The 25,165-nt window shown below is 45.2% G+C and carries 22 protein-coding genes; 10 read left to right on the forward strand and 12 right to left on the reverse strand.

The annotated features are described in order from the left end of the window. Nucleotides 1-29 precede the first annotated feature (29 nt). Nucleotides 30-1,010, forward strand: coding sequence for a hypothetical protein (locus CWB98_RS03285; RefSeq protein WP_138543529.1), 981 nt, complete (start codon nucleotides 30-32; stop codon nucleotides 1,008-1,010). Between the two features lie 295 nt (nucleotides 1,011-1,305). Beyond that, entirely contained in the window at nucleotides 1,306-1,767 is a 462-nt protein-coding gene (locus CWB98_RS03290) for a GyrI-like domain-containing protein (protein WP_138543530.1), read from the forward strand. On the opposite strand, the gene CWB98_RS03295 is transcribed toward CWB98_RS03290, so the two are convergent. Next, a complete protein-coding gene (locus CWB98_RS03295; RefSeq protein ID WP_138543531.1) occupies nucleotides 1,764-3,257 on the reverse strand; it encodes a DUF3612 domain-containing protein in 1,494 nt (497 codons plus the stop codon). The two genes, CWB98_RS03290 and CWB98_RS03295, sit on opposite strands and share 4 nt — an antisense overlap. Nucleotides 3,258-3,563: 306 nt before the next feature. On the opposite strand from CWB98_RS03295, the gene CWB98_RS03300 reads away from it, so the two are divergent. From CWB98_RS03300 to CWB98_RS03310, 3 genes are all read left to right on the forward strand, one after another. Beyond that, the gene (locus CWB98_RS03300; protein WP_138543532.1) at nucleotides 3,564-4,055 is read left to right on the forward strand and encodes a malate synthase; all 492 of its coding nucleotides are present in this window, start codon (nucleotides 3,564-3,566) and stop codon (nucleotides 4,053-4,055) included. Nucleotides 4,056-4,374: 319 nt separating this feature from the next. Then, the gene (locus CWB98_RS03305) at nucleotides 4,375-4,566 is read left to right on the forward strand and encodes a hypothetical protein (RefSeq protein ID WP_054013305.1); all 192 of its coding nucleotides are present in this window, start codon (nucleotides 4,375-4,377) and stop codon (nucleotides 4,564-4,566) included. A gap of 177 nt (nucleotides 4,567-4,743) precedes the next feature. Further along, the gene (locus tag CWB98_RS03310) at nucleotides 4,744-6,879 is read left to right on the forward strand and encodes a cation:dicarboxylate symporter family transporter (protein ID WP_171045577.1); all 2,136 of its coding nucleotides are present in this window, start codon (nucleotides 4,744-4,746) and stop codon (nucleotides 6,877-6,879) included. 29 nt (nucleotides 6,880-6,908) lie between these two features. On the opposite strand, the gene CWB98_RS24715 is transcribed toward CWB98_RS03310, so the two are convergent. Then, entirely contained in the window at nucleotides 6,909-7,307 is a 399-nt protein-coding gene (locus CWB98_RS24715) for a DUF1294 domain-containing protein (RefSeq protein ID WP_138543534.1), read from the reverse strand. 59 nt (nucleotides 7,308-7,366) lie between these two features. Between CWB98_RS24715 and CWB98_RS03320 the strand changes: the two genes are divergently transcribed. Then, nucleotides 7,367-7,576, forward strand: coding sequence for a hypothetical protein (locus CWB98_RS03320; RefSeq protein WP_054013308.1), 210 nt, complete (start codon nucleotides 7,367-7,369; stop codon nucleotides 7,574-7,576). Between the two features lie 113 nt (nucleotides 7,577-7,689). Here CWB98_RS03320 and CWB98_RS03325 read toward each other — a convergent pair whose 3' ends face one another. The 9 genes from CWB98_RS03325 to norR form a co-directional block, all read right to left on the reverse strand. Continuing rightward, a complete protein-coding gene (locus tag CWB98_RS03325; RefSeq protein WP_138543535.1) occupies nucleotides 7,690-9,861 on the reverse strand; it encodes an exonuclease domain-containing protein in 2,172 nt (723 codons plus the stop codon). 70 nt (nucleotides 9,862-9,931) lie between these two features. After that, a complete protein-coding gene (locus tag CWB98_RS03330; protein ID WP_138543536.1) occupies nucleotides 9,932-10,624 on the reverse strand; it encodes a hypothetical protein in 693 nt (230 codons plus the stop codon). 154 nt (nucleotides 10,625-10,778) lie between these two features. Beyond that, a complete protein-coding gene (locus CWB98_RS03335; RefSeq protein ID WP_138543537.1) occupies nucleotides 10,779-14,102 on the reverse strand; it encodes a PAS domain-containing hybrid sensor histidine kinase/response regulator in 3,324 nt (1,107 codons plus the stop codon). Further along, complete coding sequence (locus CWB98_RS03340; protein WP_249364585.1) at nucleotides 14,099-15,238, reverse strand: ABC transporter substrate-binding protein; 1,140 nt, start codon at nucleotides 15,236-15,238, stop codon at nucleotides 14,099-14,101. The genes CWB98_RS03335 and CWB98_RS03340 overlap by 4 nt, the downstream gene beginning before the upstream one ends. 159 nt (nucleotides 15,239-15,397) lie before the next feature. Further along, nucleotides 15,398-16,654, reverse strand: coding sequence for an adenylate/guanylate cyclase domain-containing protein (locus tag CWB98_RS03345; RefSeq protein WP_138543539.1), 1,257 nt, complete (start codon nucleotides 16,652-16,654; stop codon nucleotides 15,398-15,400). A gap of 40 nt (nucleotides 16,655-16,694) precedes the next feature. Beyond that, complete coding sequence (locus CWB98_RS03350) at nucleotides 16,695-17,531, reverse strand: ATP-grasp domain-containing protein (protein ID WP_138543540.1); 837 nt, start codon at nucleotides 17,529-17,531, stop codon at nucleotides 16,695-16,697. Between the two features lie 146 nt (nucleotides 17,532-17,677). Further along, entirely contained in the window at nucleotides 17,678-18,163 is a 486-nt protein-coding gene (bfr, locus tag CWB98_RS03355; protein WP_138543541.1) for a bacterioferritin, read from the reverse strand. Between the two features lie 3 nt (nucleotides 18,164-18,166). Next, nucleotides 18,167-18,637: a bacterioferritin gene (bfr, locus tag CWB98_RS03360; protein WP_054013314.1), complete on the reverse strand. Its 471-nt coding sequence runs from the start codon at nucleotides 18,635-18,637 to the stop codon at nucleotides 18,167-18,169. A gap of 302 nt (nucleotides 18,638-18,939) precedes the next feature. Continuing rightward, nucleotides 18,940-20,562: a nitric oxide reductase transcriptional regulator NorR gene (norR, locus tag CWB98_RS03365; protein ID WP_138543542.1), complete on the reverse strand. Its 1,623-nt coding sequence runs from the start codon at nucleotides 20,560-20,562 to the stop codon at nucleotides 18,940-18,942. A 130-nt stretch (nucleotides 20,563-20,692) separates the two neighbouring features. Between norR and CWB98_RS03370 the strand changes: the two genes are divergently transcribed. The 4 genes from CWB98_RS03370 (at nucleotide 20,693) to CWB98_RS03385 (ending at nucleotide 23,959) form a co-directional block, all read left to right on the forward strand. After that, nucleotides 20,693-20,917: a hypothetical protein gene (locus tag CWB98_RS03370; RefSeq protein ID WP_138543543.1), complete on the forward strand. Its 225-nt coding sequence runs from the start codon at nucleotides 20,693-20,695 to the stop codon at nucleotides 20,915-20,917. After that, the gene (locus CWB98_RS03375; protein WP_138543544.1) at nucleotides 20,917-22,134 is read left to right on the forward strand and encodes an NnrS family protein; all 1,218 of its coding nucleotides are present in this window, start codon (nucleotides 20,917-20,919) and stop codon (nucleotides 22,132-22,134) included. Before CWB98_RS03370 ends, CWB98_RS03375 begins: the two co-directional genes overlap by 1 nt. A gap of 82 nt (nucleotides 22,135-22,216) precedes the next feature. Next, a complete protein-coding gene (gene hmpA / locus CWB98_RS03380) occupies nucleotides 22,217-23,395 on the forward strand; it encodes an NO-inducible flavohemoprotein (RefSeq protein WP_138543545.1) in 1,179 nt (392 codons plus the stop codon). A gap of 84 nt (nucleotides 23,396-23,479) precedes the next feature. Beyond that, the gene (locus CWB98_RS03385) at nucleotides 23,480-23,959 is read left to right on the forward strand and encodes a low molecular weight protein-tyrosine-phosphatase (protein WP_249364586.1); all 480 of its coding nucleotides are present in this window, start codon (nucleotides 23,480-23,482) and stop codon (nucleotides 23,957-23,959) included. Between the two features lie 116 nt (nucleotides 23,960-24,075). Here CWB98_RS03385 and CWB98_RS03390 read toward each other — a convergent pair whose 3' ends face one another. Then, nucleotides 24,076-25,035 carry a hypothetical protein gene (locus CWB98_RS03390; protein ID WP_138543546.1) on the reverse strand — a complete coding sequence of 320 codons (960 nt, stop codon included), beginning with the start codon at nucleotides 25,033-25,035 and terminating at the stop codon, nucleotides 24,076-24,078. Between the last annotated feature and the right edge of the window lie 130 nt (nucleotides 25,036-25,165).

Genomic DNA, 25,165 nt, shown 5'->3' on the forward strand with positions numbered 1-25,165 from the left:
TCATTAAAGCAACATGTAAGGTCACAGGAATGAAACCAATAAACTCACTCGCGAGGATCTTCGCGCCTTTGTGCATTTCTGCATGTAGTGTCTCGGCGCATCAACTGGCCGAAGAACACGATAACGAGGTCGGACTAGATAGCTATCACAAAATCATCGTCAATTGTCATAATGATCCGCTGGCGCTCAGGCGTATGCTTGATTACTTGCATTCATTATCGCTTGAAATGACCGTTAAGTTTTCAGGACAATGCGAAGGACCGATCCTCATTGAGCGTGACGGGCTGACGTTAACAGGCAGTGATCAGGACAACGCAACTATTTCAATGCACGGCTCAAGTCAGCAACAAACAGCCATTGTTGTCAGCTCAGCTGTATCGTCACTGCGAAACTTTTCTATTGATATCCCGGACAGGAGTCGTGCACTGCGCATTGAAGCCAATGCCACTGTCACCATTGATGGCCTGAAAACAGCCTTTATATTCAATCCAAAGGCGCCGTTTTATCCCTTTGTGACTGATGACAATAGCACTTTATTTGCGAAGAACCAGAACAGATTTCAGCTTCAAGTCTCAGGTAGTTCGGCAGCAAATCTAATGGAAGGAAATCGCCAGGTTGCACTTAACGTCCTGGATACCTCAATGGCCCGAACGACCAGCAGTAATCAGTTTGACGATGTCGAAGTCTCTGGTAACGGGTATTTTCTGGGCGACAATCAGTCCAGTATTAAGCTACTCAAGATTTGGAGCAAAGCCGTCGCAGAAGTTGACAATCAAAGTACCGTCAAGGAAATCATGATGGGTGGACAGACCCTGTTTGCAGCTTACAATCAGTCTTCCACTACCGGCCCATATTGGCTCTGGGGCAATGTGGTTTTTGAACTAAAAAACGCCTCTGCAAGCGGCTGGCGATCTGTCGACAAACCTAACTCCATTATTTCTGGTCTCAATGCCACAGTAAATGGCACATTTTATCCTAACTGGGACTGGCACGGGCAGGATGGACAGTAACGCTCACACTGCTTGTTGATTGGTATTGTGGTGCGCTCATCTGGCACCGCAATACGACTAAAGACATGGAGATTTTTCTTCCCACCTGCTTGCCTAAAGTTCACACTGTGCTACCATTCGCTCGCTTTATTATTAGTCTAAGTGGCTATTAAATATACATATAAAATTGCAATCTCCACCTTCTATTGAAACGCTAAAATATCACACTCAGCGTTGTGATTTTACCAGCAGACACGGACAGATATTCGGAGTAACAGCAATTTTTGCAATCTACGACGAGTAATCAGGGAATCTAATGGAAGTAAAAACGTTCACTTCACGTCAGTTTGTGGGACTCAGTACCCGCACCAATAATCATTATGAGCAAACAGAGGCAGACGGTAAAATTGCCCGGTTATGGAAAACGTTCTACCAAAATTACGCTTCGCTGTTGGAAGACAACACGATGCTCTATGGCATTTACTCACATTATGAGTCAGACCAACATGGTGACTATACCATCACGGTGGCCAGCGATACACCCGGCCTGTTAGGGCAAGTCGATAATGACAGTGCACTGCAAATTTTCAGTTTTTCTGGTGGACGCTATTTAAGCTTTGCAGCACAGGGCGAAATGCCTCAGACAGCGATTCGACTTTGGGAGCTGGTCTGGCGCTATTTCGAACAAAGTGACTGTCCGCATCAACGTGCCTTTGGTCAGGATATTGAGATTTATCACCAGAGCAACGAAGTGGAAATCGCGATCTCTATTGTCTAGTCATAACACCCAGGTTGTCGGGGACAGGCCTTGCCGCGCGTACAAATAACGCGTACATCATTGGCAATACCCCGCTCTATCCAATTGATATTAAGAATTTTAGCGACGCTTTGCAGCTGTTTTTTCAAATGCCACGGTACCACACTCGCGCCACCTTGTTTAATACACAGTGCTTGCAGTTCCTGTACCACTTCATTGGCATCTAATCCCTGCGCCGCAATCGCCGGATTTAAATCGATACCCGCACACAGCACATGTGGATTATCTGCCACATCATTGACTTTAATAGACTCACAGCAATACAGTCTGGGCTGGTTGTTAACATTAAGCACAGAGAGTTGTGCACTCGCCTGCATCGCCTGCTGCTGAAATTTTCTGAACACAGCCCAGTGCTGGCAGGGATCCGCAACGCTGCGCATATTGCCCCAGGGTAAGGGAATACCATTGCCCCGATAGACGGCTTTAAGCTTACCTGGCAAGTAAGCATCAAAGTAATGCCAGTGGGGATAAGGTGATGCAACCGTCATTCTGCGCATAGCAACCGAAGGCGAAATTCCAAGTGCCTGATGAATATGTGTTTCGTATCCATAGGAGTCCAGAAGCTGTCGATAAGCGACTTTGGGGCACAGTATAGCACCAGCAAAAAAGCTGGATTCAAAATCATGCCAGGCAGATAAAATATCCTGTGCATTAGGCGCAGATTCATCTCCATTCGTTCCGCCACTGACCCCGCCGGAACCGAGTACGCATTGCAGTCCCTCTCTGTTGTGTAGAACAGCGTGACCAAGATGAACCGCCAAGTCATATTTCAGCCTGGGCTGATTATGCTGCAGCATTCGATTGACATGCACTTCATTTGGCGGTGCAAAGTATGAGGTGATCACACGTTGAAACGTATGGCCGCTCTCATCAATCACTTCTCCGGGTGCTTCATCAAACCAGTGCACAACCAGGCCCTGCGCCTTTAACATAGATAGCAGGGTATCAGCGTTTAAGTAGAGATCTTTGCCACCAACCTCCTCAGCTGCACGCTCTAGATCCGGAAAGTGATTCTGATGGTGTTCCTGATGGGCACGGATCAACAGGTGAGCAAATTGACGTCCACTGATCCCCGTTTGGGATAACATTTCAGGAATAGCAATTTGTAAGATCTCGTTATCAAATAAAAAATTGGGCTCCAGTGCCATACCACTGATCCCGCCATGGCGACCTTTTTGCGGTGTAATCTCATTCTCTTCAGGCTCGTTATCTAAAAACCAGTCAACAGGCTTCTGAAACACCTCCGCGAGGTTCTCGAGCATTTCGCTGCTCGGAGTACGCTTTCCCCGCTCAATCATTGATAAATAAGACACAGAAGGCGCTGAGTGCGGGTCAACCCGAATGCATCGGGTGGACAGATCCTCAAGTGTTAAATGATTTCGCTTGCGTAAATTGCGAATTTTGGTGCCCAGAAAGTGTGACTTTCTCATGAGTTCTGAATTTTTTTTCACCGCTTCATTCCTGTTTACGTCTGTAAGGCGCTCTGACCCGTGCCTCACTACTATGCCACAACACATGGTCAGACCAGTTTTTGTAAAATTTACACTGTAAAATTCTTTTTGTGAAATTTACCGGCTTTTTTTCATACACTGAATTTGTCAACAGAAGAACCTGCATGCCGATAAGAGCGTGCAGGATGTTAATCATAGTAGCGATATTTAAGCATGTGACGATTACAGGTGAGTTATGAACAATGTCACTATCACCTCACACTGAAAGCAGATATCGGGTAACAAAGGCAACTGGGGAAACCACACATGAAAGCACAAATTCAGCATACAGAACTAGAAAACACCAGCACAGAATGTCAAAAGCTGATCGTCGCAAAGCAATACCTTGATCAGCACTGCCCTTTGGAGTTCGGGTCACATAAAGATGTGAGTTCTTATGTCGTTTATTACAATCATCTGATGGTGTTTTTCGCCGACGGTCAGCACTGTGGGTTGAAAGACTGTAAGCAGTTTGTTGCCTTATGCGGCCATCGCGAATCTCCAAGTGCGATTTTATTGAAAAAGGCAGATGGCATGCATATTGAACTGAGTTTTGATACCGCATGTGAACCTGGCCGACACGATCGCGCTCATTTAAATGATGTGCAATATGAAACGCCCCTTAGCTCGGTCACTGGCGAAGGCGAGCAGGGCAGTCGTATGTGGATGAGCTTTGTATCCGGCGTACAACATGCCCTTGTAACACAGCAGGACCGAAAGTGCTATCGTGCCAAAAATGGTGACGATTACAGCCTGTAGTAGCGCGCTTTAATTCTTACAAGTTAGCTATGATGTTTGTGCCTGTACATATATAGGCACAAACAACCAAATACATGTCACTATCATTCATGACAAGAATAATAGCCAGCCAGATATCAAAACCGTTTAAAAAACATTCCAACACCTGGTTCAAAACGCGCCCTTTACCCACCAAAATCTGTCCATGTGTCAAGATAGAAACTGCGGGACTATCAACTATTATTTAATAATTAAAAACAAAGGTTGATAAATTATTTATTTCACGTATCTTAAGTTTTGCCCACAATATGTTGGGTGCTAAAAATCAAAGGATCTAAACATGAAGCTTGTTATTAATAAAAAGAAAATGAAGAACTTGTCTATCAATGCCTCAACTTTGGTAAATGACGCGACTCCTCAGGTCGCTGGCGGCTTGCGTTACACAGCAATGGATTACTGTAATACCAGAGCCTGTACTGACACTTGTACTCCGAGTGTAGGCGCAACATGTGGCACATCTGCAATGTGCTAATCGCCCTGTAGGCCAAATTACGGCTTCTGTAATTTGGCCACCTAATTCAATCACTTTCCCCCTTCTTTACTCTGCATTCAGATTAATTTCAGCTAACCTCAATATAATCTCGCTCTTTTTATTTCGCACACGGGGATTATGAAGCTGGTTATCGATTGGTTAAAACGCATCAATTGGATGCTGTGGGCATTGCTGTTAGGTATTTTGTGTGGCCTGGTTTTTGGTGAACGGGTTGCATTTTTGAAACCCCTTGGCGAAGGGTTTGTAAAGCTGATGCAGATCACCATTTTCCCCTACATTGTCGTCAGCTTAGTTGTAGGCCTGGGTAAGTTTAATCCGGATCAGGTTAAATCGATTTTAATAAAGGCAACCACAGTGATGATCAGCCTGTGGCTCGTTGGACTGGCTGCAATCTGGGCCTTTTCATTTACCTTACCCAGTCATGATGCTGGCACATTTTTCTCTCCCGCATTAGTTGCCAATGCACCTGAGGTCGATTTTGTAAGTCAGTACATTCCCGCCAATCCCTTTGCTTCGATGGCCGAAGGGAATGTACCTGCGCTCGTTATTTTCTGTATTGCTCTGGGACTTTCACTTATTTCAAATGGGCAAAAAAATAACCTGCTTGACGTATTGGAAGTAGTCGGTCAGGGTTTGTCTCTGATCTCTAAGAAAATTATTAAGCTCTTCCCTATCGGGATCTTCGCCATGACCGCAAGTACCGCAGGCACCATTAGCATGGAGGAGTTGAATAACCTACAAATTTACCTGGTGTTAGTCACTTGCCTAGGCTTTTATCTTATGTTTGCACTGCTTCCAATGCTGGTTGCAGCATTTACCCCAGTTAAATACCGAGACCTCATCATGGTCATGCGCAATGCCTGGATCACTGCATTCAGTACGGGCAACGTTTTCATCGTATTACCGGTGATAACGGAGGGAATTAAAGCCCACTTGGCAAAAATTAAGCGAAGCGATGAAGAATCAGACCACATTGCAGAAGTGTTGGTACCCATCGCCTATACTTTCCCGAGCCTCGGGAAACTCACAACGCTCATGTTTGTTACCTTTGCAGCCTGGCTGACTGGTAGCCCGGTCTCATTGGAACAGATGCCAAATGTAACGTTGTCGGCCATGCTGAGCTATTTTGCTAACGTACATATCGCAATCCCTTACTTGCTCGATAGCCTTAAAATCCCCGCAGACAGTTACCAGCTATATCTGTCTATGTCTGTACTGACGGCCAAAATCGTCTCGCCTACTACTGTGATTTATATTTTCTCGTTCGTGCTACTGAGTATTTTTTATACTAAACGCCAACTACACCTAAAGCGGATCCGCTCGGTCTACTATCTGACCCTACTCAGCGCCCTCCTCCCGGCTTTTATGTTACTGAGTTATTCTGCGAACAATCACTTGGCCCAGAGCACACAAGCCGCAGATGAAGTCATTGCCAATATGGTAGTATCCGATAAAGTTCCGGCGGAAGTGCTCAACCATGTACCTAAAGCCTATCAGAGTGGTGAACTCTCACTGACCAATATTGAAGTGATCAAGAAGCGGGGGTTACTCAGAGTTGGCTATCTGGTGGACAACGTGCCTTTTAGCTATTTTAACCAAAAAGGGGAACTGGTGGGCTTTGATATCAGCCTGGCCCATAAACTGGCTGCCGATCTTGACGTTAAAGTCGAGTTTATCCCGTTTAAAAAAGCACAGCTAGCCGAGTATCTGAACAAAGGTTTTTTTGACATCGCTATGTCAGGATTAGAAATCAATATCGCAGATCTCAGCCAAGTCAGATTCAGTGATCCAGTGCTTGAGTTGCAATTAGCCCTGATAGCCAAAGATCATCGTCTGAAGGATTTTTCGACACGAGAGCAGGTACTGAGCCAAACCAACTTGCGTTTGGCACATGTTGAATATACGCCATTGATGCAAGATCTGGCCAAGAAACATAAACATATAGATGTTTCAGCTCTATCAAGCCATCAGGCATTTTTTGACGCAGATGAACAATTTGATGCCATGGTCATTAGTGCTGAGGCTGGCTTTGCCTGGAGTATGTTCCACCCAGAGTTTGGCGTTGTCGTACCGAAAGGCGCCGAACTGAAATACCCTGTTGGATTTGCTGTCGCTAAACGCAACCTGGATATATTGAGTTTTGTCGACGCCTGGTTAACTATTCAACACAGTCAGGGGCAAATTAGCAAAAGCTATGATTACTGGATCCTTGGTAAAGGGACACAAAACAAACAGCACCGCTGGTCTTTAATCGACGAGCTTGATTATGATTTTAAGCTAAATCTTAAGTAACCTTTGGCGTTAGGCGCTGGCCTAACGCCCTACATATACAGTCCTATCAGTAAACTTATTAACCCCACAACCTGTAACAGGAAGAGCATTAAAAGCTTTATCAGGAAAGAAAGCTTAGCAGTCTTGTGCTGCACAAGTTGCATGCAGAACAGGGTTGAAATATGCAATGAGCAGGCTGATACCAAGAGTAACTGTCGCTCAGAGATCCGCTCTGTCCCTTGCTTTGATAACTTTTTATCTTTTGTGTAAACAGTAAATACAATAGCACTGGTTAGCAGCAAATACGCGGCTATGGACCAGTCAGGGATAGCGAGAGCTGTCAAGCAGGGAATAAGCACAAATATCAATAGCACAATGGACAATATCCAAAGTACATCGAGTAAAGTGTTGATTAAGTATTTTTGATACTGACCTTTGACTTTCGTCATTTATTTGTTATTTTCGGTACGGCCTATTCAGGCTATTGTAAACCACAAAGGAAATGAAAATGAAATTTACACTAAATAAGAAAAAACTAAAAACCTTATCTTCAAATCAACAGTTAAATGCTAAAGCAACACCTAATGTAGGCGGCGGTTATGAGCCTTCTTACCTTGATTGCGCACCAACTAATCGAAATGATTGTCAGACTGGTGTGATCTCATGCTACAACGGCCGTGATTGTGTTTTCACAAACCGCTGGTACAACTGTGACTAATCACGTTTAGTCTTTGTCGCTCAGTTTGAACTGGGCGATAAACACAACACGCATATTGCTTCCGTTGAACTGACTTCTCAGGCTCACTTACATAATGCCTGCTCATCGAGCCGTTATTCTTGATTTTCCAGCCTGACTTGATTGATCAATATAAATAACTGTGCCGTGGCTTCTGCGTCAGCCATCGCTCTGTGGTGCTGAGTCAATGTAATTCCCAGCTCTGCACAGACCTTGTTTAGCGCATAAGATTTCATACCTGGCAGCCATTTTCTGCCCAGCTGCACGGTACATAGTTTTGGCTTTTGAAAAACCAGGTCAATTCGGGCAAATTCAGCTTTGATAAACCCCATATCAAAGTTGGCATTATGCGCGACAAAAATGGCATCTTGCATAAAGTCTTCGACTTGCTGAGCAACGTCAGAAAAGAGGGGCGCATCCGCCACCATGTCGTTGCTAATACCGGTTAACTCCGTGATGTATTTTGGGATCCGCCGCAATGGGTTGATAAGGCTTTGCCAACGTTTGACCACTTTGCCATCAACGACTCTGACCATGGCAATTTCAGTAATACGATCAAACTCCTTCTTACCCCCAGTGGTTTCCACATCAATGACGACATAGGCCTGTTGTGGGGCGATTTGCCAGCACACCTGCTGAATGTCGACCTTAAAGCCCGACTCAATCAGACGCCTTATTGTCACCAGCTGATTACGTCTCAGACTATCTCCTGGTGCTTTTATTTCAACAAATGACACATCGCTGCCATTAATACATATCAGGTCAGGGTAGCCATCTTTCAGCATTTTATAATCTTTACACATGGCGATAAGGTGTGTTTTTAGGGCCGTGACGGATATCAACCGAGCCACCATCAGTAAAAGGTCCAATGTCGACCTATGCCAGAAGACCAGTCGATTCGGTTTCCCGAAATGTGCACTGGCCTGACGCAACAGCCAATCGAATAAACTTTGATTATCTGTAATTTTTCCAAGGATCTGTTCAATATGCTCGCTATGCACTTCATAAAATTGATTATATTTCAGGCTTCGTGGCGTTAAATCAAATTCATTGCTGGGTGCACCGGTTGTCGATTCGTATAGTGCAGGCCAGAAAACCAAAACAAATAACATACGCCAGAACTGATTTTCCTCGTGATAGGCTTTGTTCCCCTGGCGGTGATACCAGGCAATTGCTCCCTGCTCGGGATAACCCACATAGGCTTCGTCCAGTGCGATAGGCGGGCCGCTTTGACGCAGTATGTCTGTCAATACGGAGGTACGCTTGGTGGTGAATTTCAGCGCTGAAAAATCCTCGGCGAATATCAATAACTCTTCGTTTTGTGGGCAGGCCAGCACCTCTTCCAGCTGAGCCAGGCAAGTATCATGGTCCCCTGCCGTGTACAGAGCACGAATGTATTTTTCTTGTGCCTTTGGATGGTTACTGACCTGAAGCATCACCGTCGCAAGTGCTGGTTCTGCCTGGTCCAACTGACAAGCCAGCTTATGCGTCAAATCATCACGTCTGGCCTGAGCCATGAGCCCCTCGGCTTCTGGCACTTGCGCTTGTTGGATCTGTTTTGCCAACAACACTTTGTCGTCTAAGCTTAGATTATTCAGGTGCTTATTTTGGCGAACATAAAAATAGGCACTTTGCGCCTCAGCCAGCTCAGAGAAGTGCGCATTGCCCGACGATACCCCTTGGCGTGTTTGCATCACTCCCAAATCACGCAACGAGAACTGCTGCAAAGTGCCGCCCAGTTTACCAAAGAATAAAAATAACCAGTATTCAAAGTCTGCTTTGACTGGCGCAGATAAGTGGGCACGAAATATCGAGGTATCTGCCAGCACAACGTGAGTGCATTGGGCGTAAACAAATTCACTCCATAGCACTTTTTTTGCAGATTTTGTTGGAGGTGTGGAAGACACTTTGCCTGACGCTATCAGCTCAGATGCTATGGACTGTAACTGCTCCTTAGTCAACTCCCCCAGTAGTACATCAGCATCCTTATCTTGCGCTGTTTGAACCAGCCCTTTACCACGCAACTCATTCAGGGCGGCGTCTGTATCCTTGATTTCTGCGTAATTCAGCTGTGCTCTGGTGACATATACACGTTTGCGATTGATGATACGCAACAGTAAACACAGGCACTCTTCGTCCAAAGACCCAAGTTCTGTGAACAGAACCTGCTGCGGTGGAGTAAGAAGATGAAAGCTGGTTTTTGAAACAAATTCCTGCAATTCATGAAAGTGGGTGAGATAATACTTCTCAGGTAACGTTTTTAACATACACACTCTACCCTGAATAATAACGGCGTAGACCCTTTGCTACGGTGAGCAGTTTAAATTCGGGTAACAACTATAATAGCTCGCTAAAAACATCCTCAAACTGTTCTCCATTATTCAATCTTTCCAGGCCACTGTACATCTTCTTTGGATTCATAGGCTTAACAGCTATGAACGCAGCCTGATAGTATTTGACATGAGTGTTGGGGAAGTCGCGAAGGTAAAATACCGACTTAATCTTGGTAACATCCTCATTTGTCACATCTATGTTTTCTAATAGAAATGGCGCTCGATGGTCTACCTGGATCCCGGTACCTTCGATGAACCAAGCAGGTATTTGAGTCAGTTCAGTCACCAGATTTGTTCGGTGCCTGACTTCGGCATGAACAAGTTCATGGGCAACAACGTCTGTATTTAGACCCTTAGGACCAAGAAAAATACACTCTCTAAAAAAACCGGATCTCTGCATGCCTGTCGGGTTGAACCCAAACTTTGCATACTTCGTTTCAGCAGAGGCAATAATTCTGGGGGTTGAAGTTGGTGCACCATAGATATCGGTGACTCTTTTTACGGCAGCCTCGACAGTATTGACGAGATTAACTTGCTGCAAATGACTCATACTTTGATCAATATATAAGTTTGGCGACACTTCATCAAATTGAGACACGCCTATCAGTTCACAAGCAATCGCTTCTTTGTGAAAATAACCAAGGGGAAGCATTAAAAATGCAATCAAAGCAAGGGACAGTATCTTAAATCTCTTCATTAATATTCCAACAGTATATAACTCCAGCTCAACCCAATTATCATTATTTTATTTTCTGGTCGCCGCATTTACTTGAGCTATTTCATTAATTATCAGAGCTTTAGTGTAGTCTTGTTTACTCACTCAAGTGCGGCAATGGGCCAGCATATTTTTATTATTCTTCAACTACGATCTGCTCATAGTTCAGATGTTTTTTCAGGCAACTCAGCAACGCCTCGATGGATACAGGTTTGCTTAGGTAGTCATTCATCCCGGCTTCAAGACATTTTTTCTCGTCGCCGACCATGGCATTGGCCGTAAGCGCTACTATGGTAATATCCATATTTGACTTACCCGCCTGCCCTTTTCGAATGGCTTTGGTCGCATGAAAACCGTCCATTTCTGGCATCTGACAATCCATCAGTACCAGTGAATACCCTTCTGAGTGTTGATATTCTCTCAGGTTCCGCAGTGCCTCATTGCCATCGCTCACAACATCAACATATTCAATGTCCAGCTTCTGCAACATGCTTACCGTTACTATCTGATTGACCTGATTATCCTCGGCCAACAAGATACGCGGTTTTGGCACCCATTTCACCTTTGTCGTATCCTGATGAGGATCTTTCATACTCTTAAGATAATGCGTCGTAACCAATGGCTTGGCATTTGCTAACGCTTCTCCGTCATCTGCTACTACAGAGAGCGCATTGAACAGATCTTCTGTCGTTGCGGGCTTGGGGAAATATCCCGAGAAGCCCAAGTCTGCAAAATAAGATGCATCGCCCTGATGACCGATTGAGGTCATCATAATAAGCTTAATCCCCTTAAAGCGTTTGTCCTCTTTGATGGTTTTACCCAACTGTGCGCCATCCATGTTAGGCATCTGCATATCCAGCAAAGCTATATCAAACATTTTTCGCTGTCCGTCATGAAAACGCTTTTCACACTCGGCTAGTGCAGCAATACCAGATGAGGATTCAAAGACCTGTGCCCCCCAGTGACGCAATTGTTGACCAAGTACAGTGCGATTGGTCTGATTGTCATCAACAACCAGCAACTCTAGCTTGGACATATCCAAATCTGGCAGTATTTGTTTTGACTGGGCACTTTTCTCTAACAAGACTCGAAACTTAAATGTACTTCCTTCACCCTCGACACTCTCGACCCAGACATCACCTCCCATTAGCTGGCAAAGCTTCCTGACAATAGCGAGACCCAGGCCTGTTCCGCCGTACTTACGTGTTGTTGACGAATCAACCTGAGAAAAAGAATCAAACAGAGCGGTACATTTCGCTTTAGGGATGCCAATTCCCGTATCTGTAATGGCACATTCGAGACACAGCTCATTATTATCCAGCTCGCTCAACTTGCCCTGAATGATAACTTCGCCCTGCTCTGTAAATTTTATTGCATTGCCTACCAGGTTAGCGAGGATTTGTCTGATCCGGCTTGGGTCACCTTTAGCCATGCTTTGTTCAATATCCAGGGTATCCAGTACAAGTTCGAGCCCTTTACACTGAGCTTGCAACGCTGCTGACTCCGCAAAGTCTTCAAACATGCCTCGTAAGTCAAAGTCGAGCATCTCCAGCTCCAGCTTACCCGCATCTACTTTTGAAAAATCAAGTATGTCATTGATGAGATTAAGGAGTGAGTTTGCGCTACTCATGGCTAGCTTAACCCGGTGTGTTTGCTGCTCATCCAGTTCGTTGCTCAGCAACAAATTGAGCATACCCAAAACACCATTCATTGGAGTGCGAATTTCATGGCTCATAGATGCCAGAAATTCGCTTTTAGCCCGGCTGGCTTGCTCTGCCTGACTTTTAGCATCTGCCAGCGCTCGCTCCTGAGCTATTTCCTCAGAAATATCCTGAATAATGCCTACATAGGCGACCAACTCTTCCCTGTCATTACTCACAGGGGCGATATGCAGATTGTTCCAAAAGGGTTTACCTAATTTAGTATAATTGAGGATGACAGTGCGATGTGCTTTACGATTCTTTATGGCCTCGACCATACTATCTACGACTTCTTGTGCCGTTTCTTTTCCCTGCAGGAACTTGCAGTTTGTACCCAGTACCTCTTCACCGTAACCCGTAATAGTTGTAAAGGCACTATTTATAAAGGTCAGCGGTAAACCTTGCTCTTTTGCATCCGAAATGATGATGCCAACATCGCAGGATTCTATCGCATAAGCCAGCAAATCATTGTGTTCCTTTGCCTGACTTAACGCTTCCTGATACATCTTCTGATCCGTAATATCCGTCAAAGAGCCTGACATACGGATGGCTTTCCCTGATTCATTGCGCAGCGCCAAGCCCTTTGAGCGGAAATAGCGATAATCATTTTGTCGGGTACGCAAGCGAAACTCGACATCAAAGCCACCTTTACCATTAAGGTGATCTTGTAATGCCGAAAAAGTCGCACTTCTGTCTTTTGGGTGTAAGTGGTGCTCAAGTACTTCAAAGCGGTCAGGAAACCCCTTGTGGTCTGAAGGGCTGTAACCCAGCAATTCTCTATATCTTGGTGAGTAGAATACGTCGCCACTTTCGATATCCCAATCCCAGATGCCGTCATGGCTCCCTTCAATAGCCAATTTAAACCGCTCTTCGCTCTTTTTAATTCTTTGTTCTGAGGTTTGTAAACGCTTAAATGGATTGAGGAGCAACTGGCGACCAAAAAACAGCAGCAGCAAAAAAGACAATGAAAGACCGATAAAAATGGCCTGGCCAAGTTCGACAATAAAAGCAAACACACTATCATCTATGGTTGACTGACTAATCATCAGGCTGACATGAATGTCTGTTCCCGGCATCTGCGTATTGTGTAGTACGACATACTCTGCACCAGCAGCCGCATTACTGTAATCAACCCATTGCCCTGACAATTCAACTGCCAGTGCCTGATTGCTCAAGTCCAGTGCCAACAGGTTTGCTAAATCTGTATCAAACTCTGCAACCAGCACGCCTTCGGTAAAGCCATTGTACTCAATGGGCACTGCAATGACGAAGCTAAACAACTGAGCATCACGTTGTAACATTACCGCATGCGGTAATCGTCCATCTAATAGCTGTTCCAGCCAATCACCTTCTTCACCGGCAACCAGTGACAACTGGCCACTGCGATATACCGGCTCACCAAGCACATTATACAGAGACAGAGGCTCCTTTTTCCCAAGGATCCTATACTCCCCAAGGAAATCAGACAAAGAGGCACGGGAAATATCCGAGCCCATAACCCCGTTGGCCAAAACCGGATATTGCGCCAAGTCTTTGAGTAGTACCAGCCGGGTGCGTAAAAATTGCCCCAGATTACTGACCCCCAGGCGCGCTTCGGTCTGACGCACTTCTGTTTGTACCTGCCGAATGGCTGTATCTGCATGATTGCTAAGCATCACCAGACTCAAAGAAACTGATAATATCAGGCTACACAGCAAAAATGCATAAAAGGCCTTATCAGAGCTCATTTTAAGTAGCGAATTCACCGAGTTATTATTCATTGATTTTCTAGCACCTTGATGCTGCCATCAGTGTTGTAGCTGGCCATACATATATCTTCCAAACCTAAAGCTTCATGGGCATCGGGATGCTCTTTAGTCCAGGGTGAAAAAGGCTGTTTATATCGTTTAATAAGACCTTGAACCGGCTTTTGCAAGTTCTCAAGCGCATCACGCAACGCAGCTCTGTCATGCTTCATATCTCCACGCAATGCAACCTGATCAAGTGCAGCAAGAAATACCCTGCCTAAGTCATAGCCATGAATAAAGCCGGCTGGTGACTGAATAAACTGGCCGTTAATCACTTTATTCGGATAGTCAGCCATTATTTTTCCCCAAACCTGAGCGGCAAACTCAGAATGAGGTCGTTGTTGAAATGAGAAACAGCTTTGCAAAAAATGCAGGTCGATACCGGATCGCAATTGTTTCGCTACCTGAGTAAAAAAATTACCGCCTGTGATGCCCCAGTGGCTAATAATGGCTGGACGTTGCGCTTTAGGAGTCTGCGAAATTGCTTTAACGAGTTCTTTTCCTTCTAAAGCGTTACCAACAAAGAGTATGCAATCGTGACCATTGGTTGCTATCTCCCGAAGCATTATTTTGGTCGCATTCATTTTCATATTCCAGTTAAACCAAGTGACTGGTGGCTCAGACTTGCCGAGCGCTCTGGAGATGGTTTGGTAATTAGACTTTCCCCAGGGCGTGCGTTCAAGCAACATATGTGGAGAACGACACTGCTTCTGTTTGGCAAACTCAACCATTCTCAGGCCTGCTTTTGTGTCGTCAATGGACAACCGAAATACCCAGTTATTTGCGTCAGGGTAACGCGTGATTGGCCCCCCTGCTGCCCAAGGAACCAGGAGTAGTATACCCTGCTGATTAATAAAGTCTCTGTGCTTTATATAAGGAGGAGAATGCAATCCACCTAGTATCATTAACGCTCGGTCATCTTGCAAAAAGCGCCGCATGGTCAGTAAACTGCGATTACTATTTCCCCTATGGTCCTTCTCGACAAACTGTAGTTTAAAACCCTGGACTTCAAAGTTTCGTTCACTCAGGGCACTATTGAAGCCCATTTTCATCGCTTCTGCTGACGCACTATGACTACTGTAATCAGAGTCATGATAAATACGCAGCACGTGAGCTCCAGCTGTACTGGCCAGCACATTAAGACTAACAATGAAGAAAAACAAAACCAACAGGGTCTGTACCATAATTACATGCGCGTTAAGTAACTGATTATTTAAAGTTAGACTATTTCAAAAAGATTGCTTAGCGCAACACCCTGTTAATCTTTTTTAGTCCGGAAAATGATAAACCTCGATAGGCTGGCTGCGACCACTCAGTTCAACCATGGCAACGCGCTTCAGTTGTGTCAGTTTTGATTGTTGAACGCTTTGTTCACTGACCAGTATTGGGTATTTCAGTTCCTTTGTTTTGCTCTCTATTCGTGCTGCCACATTCACCGTGTCTCCAATGACGGTATAGTCCATACAACTGCTGCTACCCACATTGCCTGCAATCGCATCACCACTATGAATACCAATTCCTATCTTGATTTCCGGTAGGCCTTCAGCGCTAAACTCCTGGTTTAACTGCGCCAGGACCTGCAACATTTCACGCGCTGCTTCTATTGCGTTTCGCGCATTATTTTCTTCTCTCTGAGGGGTCCCGAATACAGCCATAATGGCGTCACCGATAAACTTATCTATCATGCCCTGATGGGAAAAAATAACACTGCTCATGCGCGAAAAATAGCGATTCAGCAATCGCGTTATCACTTCCGGATCATGCTGCTCACACATTCTGGTGAAACCTCGAATATCGGCCATTAACACCGTGACATCCCGTTTTTCCCCTCCTGGCTCAATGTCCACCTCACCTCGTTCGACTGCTTTCACCAATTGCTCTGGCAGATAACGCAGCAGGCGTTCGCGATGACGCAATTTGGTATAAGTACCCGTAATATAGCTCGACAATGACCAGGCCAGAAATCCGGAGCAAATGATAATAACTTGTTCGTGGATCTCGATAGCGCGGGCTGTATGGCTGTGTTCCAGTACCAATGTTCCAGTAACTAAGCAGCACAAAGTCGAAAAGTAGATGATGAGTTTGCCCTGACGAAACGCACTCATAATATTAAACAACAGTAACACGCTCACCAACATGAGTTCGAATTCAGTTTTATGAAGATCCTGTAAAAGGTGTTTTATCAAATCCAGCGATTCAATTTCGAAAGAAACAGCCAGAATAATCACATAATCGAATAGAATAGAGACATACTTGAGCCAGGGTTTATAACGCTCAGACGTTGCCCAGTGCATTACTAACGCACACCATAAGGCGACAATCGCAAGTGTACCCAAGTCAACGGCTATCAGCATGCTATCCCAGCCAATACTATATAAGCCGATAACAAGCTCTGTAATAAACAAAGCCATTAATCCATAAAAACGGAGTTTATTCACATGGAGCTCCATCTCCATTTCACGCTTTTGATAACAATCGGTCAGTAACTTGTCAAAACTGCTATCAATGTCCTTTAACCATTTCATTGTCGCTTCGCCAGATTATGGTATTTCCACCAGTTTAGTCTCAAGCAGGTCGGTTATTCAGCTTTTGTAGCATTTTTTTATACATTGCTGTAACAACATCGGGGCCAAGTTCAGGGTTATCTATAATCAGATGATTAAACTTAGGCGAGGAATTCAGCTCAATCAGATAAAAACAATCGTCCTGCCCCAAAATAATGTCAAAACCAACAAATCCTATGCTGGCTAACTCAAAAACAGGCTTAACAAACTCAAACAAGGTTTTAAGAAGAGCCTCATCCTGTTCCAGTGTCGCGACCTCATTCTTCTCCCAGTATCGAACATTAAACGTCTGTGCCATCCCCCTTTTATATGCCAGTAACGGTTCCCCAAATCCACAAACAAGACGATACTCAGCTTTGTTTTTAACATATGCCTGCGCCAGTGCAAGGTAGTCATAATGCTTCGACTGAGCGTTGAATATTTCTCTGTAGGCAATACTAAGCGATGCTCTGTCCTCACACAGATGAACATTGATGCCCAATGCACCGCTATTACTTTTCACAACCACCGGATAACCAAATTTGGCCTCTGTAGCATCAAGAATTTCATCCATGCTTTGATATTCCAAATAGTGCCTATACTCCTGAGGCACATCCGGGTCCAGAAAAGACAAGGTTTCCGGCATAGTCACAGCTTGACTAAACGCCTGATAAGAGTGCATTTTGTCCCTGCATATGCCGTAAATAGATTCGGAGTTAAAGGGGGTTTTATTGAGTTCAAAATACTCTACCCCGTGATTAAAATAGACCCGTACCAAGTTCTGTTCACGATCAATACACTCGTGTCTCAGTCCTAACTGTTGGCATGCTTCAACCAAACAAGCGACTTGTCTCTCCATTATGTTTCTCCGTACCGGTTATCTTGCTAATACATGATGACCGCAAGTATCTATGCGAATTATGGCTTTGGCAAGACTGCTGGCACTGAGCACAAACATTAAAAAAGGAGGCGATGCCTCCTTTGGATTGGTTTACTATTATCTCATCAGGTTGGATCGCCACCAGACATCTGACTCTGGATATAATTAGGCAGACCCACTAACTTGATAAGCCCAAGGTGCTGCTCAAGCCAATAGATGTGATCCATTTCTGTATCATCAAGCAGCGCCTCTAGCATTTCGCGCGACACATAGTCCTGCTCTTCTTCACACACTGCGATGACCTTTTTTAAATGGTCTTTCACGGTAATCTCTGCGGCCAGGTCGTTTTCCAGCATTTCCTGTACATTTTCACCTACTTTGATGGGTGCCCTGGATGCGGTATCTGGTGTGCCCTCTAAAAATAGAATGCGTTCTGTAATGCGTTTTGCATGATCCAGCTCTTCTTCGTATTCATGCGCCAATTTGTGATGCAACCTTGATAACCCCCAGTCTTCATACATTTTTGAATGAGCCAGGTACTGATCCATTGACGATAATTCTAAAGTCAGCTGTTTATTGAGTAAATCGATTACTTTTTGAGAACCTTGCATGTCTTACTCCTCAATTTGTGATTGCAGATAGTTTTCTATGCCGCAGTTTTTGATGAGGAATTGCTGAGTTTCCAGCCAGTCGACATATTCTTCCTCATATTCAAGAATATCCTCCAGCAATTCACGACTGACATAGTCCTGCTCTTTTTCACATAGCTCAATTGCACTGCGTAATACAGGCAACTGCTCCATTTCAAATGCCATATCGCAACTGAGCATTTCTTCTGTATGTTCACCAATGCGAAGCTTTTCGAGGTGTTGTAGATTTGGCAGGCCTTCTAAAAATAAGATCCGCTCGATTAAGTCATCGGCCTGCTTCATGTCTTTTATTGATTTCTTATAAGCTTTCTCGTTCAGCTCCTCAATGCCCCAGTTTTTCCACATGCGTGCATGCAGGAAGTACTGGTTAATGGACGTCAGCTCGAGTGTTAAAACCTGATTTAGTGCTGCTATTACTTGCTTGCTACCCTGCATAGGGCCCCCTCAATAAGGAATAGTTAGACGCTCTATAACCCTAGAACAAAATTGCAACTTAGCAAGACCGATTAAAACTAATAAATTTCTTAATATATCCTTTTAAAATAAACAACTTATAAGCTTAGTAAGAACAATTTTCATTGCGAATAACAGTCTTCATATGAGTACTTCATTTTGACAAATCCCGGCTATTACATCGAGCTCAGATGAGTTGCTACTCTAGATTGTATGAACACAGCGATAACACCAAGTCATCAGCGCCTCAGCCTGTTTAAATTTAACGAAAAAAGCTTAACGGCTTAGTTGAGCGTTTTCACCGTTTTGATGCCCAAACGTTTTGCAAGGCGCACCAGGTTAGCCCGATCAACGGCTAATTCACGTGCCGTTGCAGCCCAGTTGAGGTCATTGGCTTTTAGTCTGGTTATGATCAGTTGTTTCTGAAATGACTCAGTCGCCGCCTTTAACGTTTGTTCTTCAGACAGTTGCAGAGATGCTCCCTCGTTACTGACGTTGTCTGGGTCTGATGAGCCACTCTCACGCTGCACACCATGCACAACATCGACCAGCACGATATCCTGATCCCAGGCTGCGTGCTTCGCTTTCAATGCAGCACGACTCAGCACATGTTCCAGTTCACGTACATTGCCCGGCCAGTCATGCTGATTAAGTTGATTCATAAAAGCATCAGACAAAACCAGCTGACGCACACCCAGCTTTTTGCGGAGTTGTTCAACAAAAAAGCCGGCAAGCGATACGATATCCTGCGTCCGCTCTCTTAATGGAGGAACCTGAATTGGAAACACACTTAAACGATGATAAAGGTCGGCCCGAAAGCGCCCCATCTCAACCTCCTGGCACAAGTTTCGGTTTGTCGCAGCCACGATCCTAACATCCACATAGTGTGGCTTGTCTGTACCAACCGGCTGGATTTCACCACTTTGTAACGCCCTGAGTAATTTACTTTGCATACTTAAGGGGAGTTCGCCAATTTCATCAAGAAACAAGGTGCCGCCATGGGCGACCAGAAACTTACCTTCCCGGTGCCTGTCAGCGCCGGTAAATGCGCCTTTGCGATGACCAAAAAACTCACTCTCAGCCAGGTTTTCGCTCAAAGAGGCACAGTTAACCTGCACAAATGGCCCTTGAGCGCGCGACGAATGTTCATGAATACGCCGTGCAACCAGCTCCTTACCTGTGCCTGTTTCTCCCTGAATGAGTACGCTTAACTCTGAGTTAGCAACTAAATCGATGTCCTGTTTAAGTCGCTGCATAACTGCACTCTCACCCACCATAGTATAATTTTGATGGCTGATCTCTCTGAGCATTGCCATGCCATGACGAGCCCGCTCGGCTAACGAGGACAGGGTCAATGCCGTTGCAAAATGTGCAGCTACTAAAGACTGCAACATACCTAACATAGGCACTGCGACTTGCTCAAATGCACTCGGGGTGAGGCTGTCAAAGGTGACCATACCAAGCAAATTGTCTCCCTGATAAAGCGAAAACCCCATACAGGCGTGTACAGGCAAAGTGCCGGCTCTGGCCATCAGTAAACCATCATAGGGATCTGGCAACTGACAATCCGCTGCAAAAACCTGCGGCTGGTTAGCCGTTGCTATTGCGGCCAGCCTTGGGTGATCTTCGATTACAAATCGCCTGCCCATGGCTTCGGGCGCGAGACCTGAGCATGCCAGTGGATAAGCCACGCCTTGCTCACACCGCAACACCGCGGTGGCATCTGCCGTTATAATACTCTGGAGCGCGAGGACAAGCGACTGACTAAAGGCTCCTAAATCCCCCTCATCCAGCCTGGGAAGTTGGTGGGTCAGTTCGGAACTGATACCGAGTAAGTGTGATAGCGTTCTCTGATCCAAGTCAAAATGACCTATAAAAGTTTTTGCGACTTCAACAGTATAGGTCATTTTGACTTACCCACACAACTAAAAACACTTATCCTATTGTTTTTTAATGAAATTAATATTGGCATATTTTGTGCCCTTATAAGTACCTCTGTATTAGTTAGTTCAAATCACTGAGCTTAGAAGGGTAACTATGAAACACTATCGCCGTGCACTTCCTTATGCCAACCAATGTCTGCTATTGAGCCTGATTGGCTTTATGCTTGCCATTATGGCCAGCTATAGCTTTGACCAATACTTGTCCTTGTCGACACAAATTGCGGCACACATCAGCACCATTATTTTCGCAACAACCCTTAAAGTGAGCTACGTCGTTCGCTGCTTTTGCCAATATAACCTTGGTCAGGAGGTACGCTGATGAACTTGCTTAATCTGGAAGAGCCCGTGCAGCATTCAGCAAAATGGTATCAACTTAAACATGCGCCATTACTCATGCTGGCATTCCGGCCCTTATTTTTACTTGGCAGCCTATGGGCGTGTGTGGCGATGATCGCCTGGTTTGCAATTCTGAGTGGTTATCTGAGTTGGCCAGGCGCTTTTCCGGCGACGCTCTGGCATGCTCATGAGATGCTGTTTGGCTTTGCCAGCGCAATCGCCATCGGCTTTCTATTTACCGCAGCCAAGAACTGGACTGGTGTCAGCACGCTAAATAGCTGGCCTTTACTGGGATTATGCGTAGTGTGGGCCAGCGCCAGGGTGGTTGGGATCTGGTCTGCACACCCTCTGCTATGGCTCATTGTCTTTCAGGGTTTATTTTGGTTGATCAGTATCTGTCACTTTACCTGGGTTGTCATGCAGGCCCATAACAGTAAAAATTACTTGTTTGTACCTGTACTTGCACTTTTGGCGACCCTGAATATGGTGTTTATCGTGGTACTGGACCAACATGCGTATGAACTGGCAGGCCAGCTCAGCCAGATGGCAGTACTCGGCTTTACGCTGTTGATCAGTATACTGGGCGGTCGCGTTGTGCCTTTCTTTATATCCCGCGGTCTGGGGCTATCACATCAACAGCACACTCCCCGACTGGACAAGGCACTATTACTTGTCTCAGTACTTGGAATGTGTGGATTTTTTGCTCACCACTTTCTTCAACAACCCATAGTCCCCGGGTACCTTTTGGTACTGGCGGGCTTACTGCATATAGTGCGTGCAAGTTTTTGGTTTCAGGCACGCGTGTTTACCGTGCCCTTGTTATGGTCTTTATACTTGGCTTACCTGTCGATGGCGACAGGTCTGATTGGCTTTGGTGCAGCCTATCTGGGTAGCAGCTGGATGGCCAAAGACGCACTACATTTGATCACCATAGGTGGTATGGGCATGATGATCCTGGCCATGATGGCGCGGGTAGCACTGGGTCATACGGCCCGCCCTTTAACGCCTCACCCACTCATTTCTGTCGCTTTTATCCTGTGCCTGCTCAGCGCCCTGATCAGAAGTCTGTTGCCTGCGTATGTCGGCCCGCATCTGGCCTGGCAAATTAGCGCACTAACCTGGTCAACCAGCTTCGCACTGTTCGCCTTTATTTATGCACCCATACTGGTGCGAAAACGTCTGGACGGGCGCCGCGGTTAATACCTTGAATTTTCGTGCTTTTCACGCCATCTGGCGTCATTTTTACCGCTTCTGAATGAGGCGGCACCATTAGGAGTTTTTTATGCTTTCTCAACGAACAATCACCCTGATTAAACAATCTATGCCACTGCTGGCCGATGCCGGAGTTGAAGTCACTGAGCATTTTTATCAGCGTATGTTCGCTCATAACCCTGAATTACTTGATGTCTTTAATCTCAGTAATCAACGCTCGGGCAAACAGCAGTTCGCCCTGTTCAATGCACTGGCGGCCTACGCAACCTATATCGATCAGCCCGAAGTACTGACCAGTGCCATAGCCCGGATCAATCACAAGCATGCCAGTTTGGGGATTGCGCCACATCACTATCCCATTGTCGGAGAACACCTGCTTGCAACCTTACGAGAAAAGTTCCCTGAGCAATTCAATACCGACATAGAAAAAGCCTGGGCTGAGGCCTACGCCTTCCTTGCTGATCTGTTTATTACACAAGAGGAAGGTATCTATCAACAGGCCGAGCAACTGCGAGGCGGCTGGCGGGGTACACGTCGTTTCTATATCAGCAAAATTGTAACGGAATCAGAGCTGGTAAAAAGCTTTTATCTGGCTCCGTGCGATGAGCAGGCTGTAATGCCTTATCAGGCAGGACAATACCTGGCTATTTGTTGTTCCATTCCAGCAGAGCGTCATCAACAGATCCGCCAGTATTCCCTGTCTCACGCGTCAAATAGCCGCACTTATCGTATCAGTGTTAAACGAGACAACCTGGTATCAGGTTATCTGCACTCGCTGCCTGAAGGTGCTGAACTCGACATTATGCCTGTGGCAGGAGATTTCGTACTAAAACAAACTGATATACCTAAGGTACTGATCAGTGCCGGGGTGGGTATCACTCCCATGATGGCTATGCTGCACACGCTGGCTGAGCGCAATTTCTCCGGGGAACTGCATTTCCTGCATGCTTGTCGCTCTCCCTCGCAACTGAGTTTTAGCAATGAACTTGCGCAGGCTGCCAGTAGTCTGCCCGCTCTGACAACCTGGACCTGGATTGAAGAAGGGGCTACCGGTGCAACCTCAGAAAAACCCAACACAGGACGCATGCGGTTAGCGCCGCTGAGTACCTCTCTGCCGCTTGGAAGAGGTGAGTTCTACCTATGCGGACCGACGCCGTTTATGGCTAATATCAAGCAACAATTGCTCGCTCTGGGGGTAGACGAATCACGTATTTTGTATGAAGTATTTGGTCCTCATGAGAACCTGTAATATCGACTAAAAAGTCTGATAATATGGAGTCATTTGGGTTGTTTACACTAGGCAACCCTGATTGACAGCAAAAGGAGCCCTTCTATGAGTAATTCTTTACAATTCAGTATGCCAGCCAAAGTATTGGTTGTTTGCATGGGCAATATTTGCCGCTCTCCAACCATGGAAGGTGTATTGAAACAAACTGCTGCCCAGCAAGGACTAAACCTGGAGCTCGACTCAGCGGGCACCATCGCTTATCATCAGGGTAACCCACCTGACAGACGCAGCGCAGCGGCGGCCCATAAACGTGGTTATGACTTATCATCTATTAAAGCAAGACAGATTCAACCACATGACTTTGAATACTTTGATTTAATTCTGTGTGCTGACAAGCAAAACCTGGCTGATCTTCAGTCCAGATGTCCCGAGCATTGCCTGCATAAACTGACGCTGTTTTTACGTTATGGCGAGCAGATACAAGACGAAGTGCCTGATCCTTACTATGGCGGCGATGAAGGGTTCGAATTAGTGTTAGATTTAGTAGAACAGGCTAGTATTGTTATTTCACGAAAGCTCTCATGACCTAATCAGGGCGACGTGATTAATCATATCGCCCTGATTAATAACAAGACCCAGCAAGTATTATATGTATATGAGTTAACACTCAACAATGACTTGCCGTGTATCCATATAGATGGTTATGGCTCAGGTTCACAAAATTCGCTGTATAGACAACCACTATCCCAAAATCTCTCTACTGTAGGAGTCTCAGATACTTTGACAAAAAGATGGTTCGAAATATTAATATTTAGGTGATCAAGCATCACGTAGCCATTTTTCAAGAGTGTTTTCTTGGTTTGAGACACCTTGATGGTAATCGACTCGTTGCTAACCAGATCACGGAATGCATCTCTGACCTTTACGGCATAGTCCACACCATTAAATACATAGGTATTTTTTGGCAGATAGCGATCCAGGCCGAAAAGTACATCTTCATAACCATAAAGTCGAGTATTCAAAGCGGAAATAACACCATTTTCTAGTTCACGCTCAGCCAGGTCTTCAACTTTATTTGTGACCAGCCAGTTAAATCCGGGAATAATGTCCAGAATCGAATCAAAGTCGACAGAAGAACGAACGTCAAAGTTGCTATTTGCCACTAGGTTAGTCAACTTGCCAGTGTATGGGTTGTATTTACCTGTGAGCGTTAGCTTATTACTGCTCAAAGAGATACTACCTCTGGCATACCAACTACGTTTCAAACCGACATGGCTGGAAACCGAGATGTTGCCAACCTTTGCCTGGATAGTGCCGTCAGGCAAGCCTGTGAGCTTTATTTCTAAATCGCCGATCACATCAAATCGATAAGACGTAATTGACGCTTTGCCATTAATTTTCTCTTGAATACTATCCCTGACTTTTTGAGACAGGTCCCTTTCATAACGATGCAGCATACTTACTTTATCAGTAATCTTTTTAACTTCTGCATTTCTTATTGATTTGCTGTAATTTCTGCCAGCATTTTTATAAGTGACAGTTGCAGTCGATTTCCAGCCACCCGCAGCTATTCGCTCTTTGTAAGTAGCAAAAGACGAGAAACTCATAAAGGTAGCAACGACACCGATACCCAGTGCAATTGTTGACGTTCTGATATTCATTTTTATTGATCCTTAATAATTAATGTGTCCAAAAGACCTGATTACGGTACACCACTAAATAATCAACAGCAACACAAAATATAAATTTAAAGCAAATTAATTTAACAAATGTTAATTAAACTACCCAAAA

Source organism: Pseudoalteromonas rubra (assembly GCF_005887115.1).
Lineage (GTDB): Bacteria > Pseudomonadota > Gammaproteobacteria > Enterobacterales > Alteromonadaceae > Pseudoalteromonas > Pseudoalteromonas rubra_F.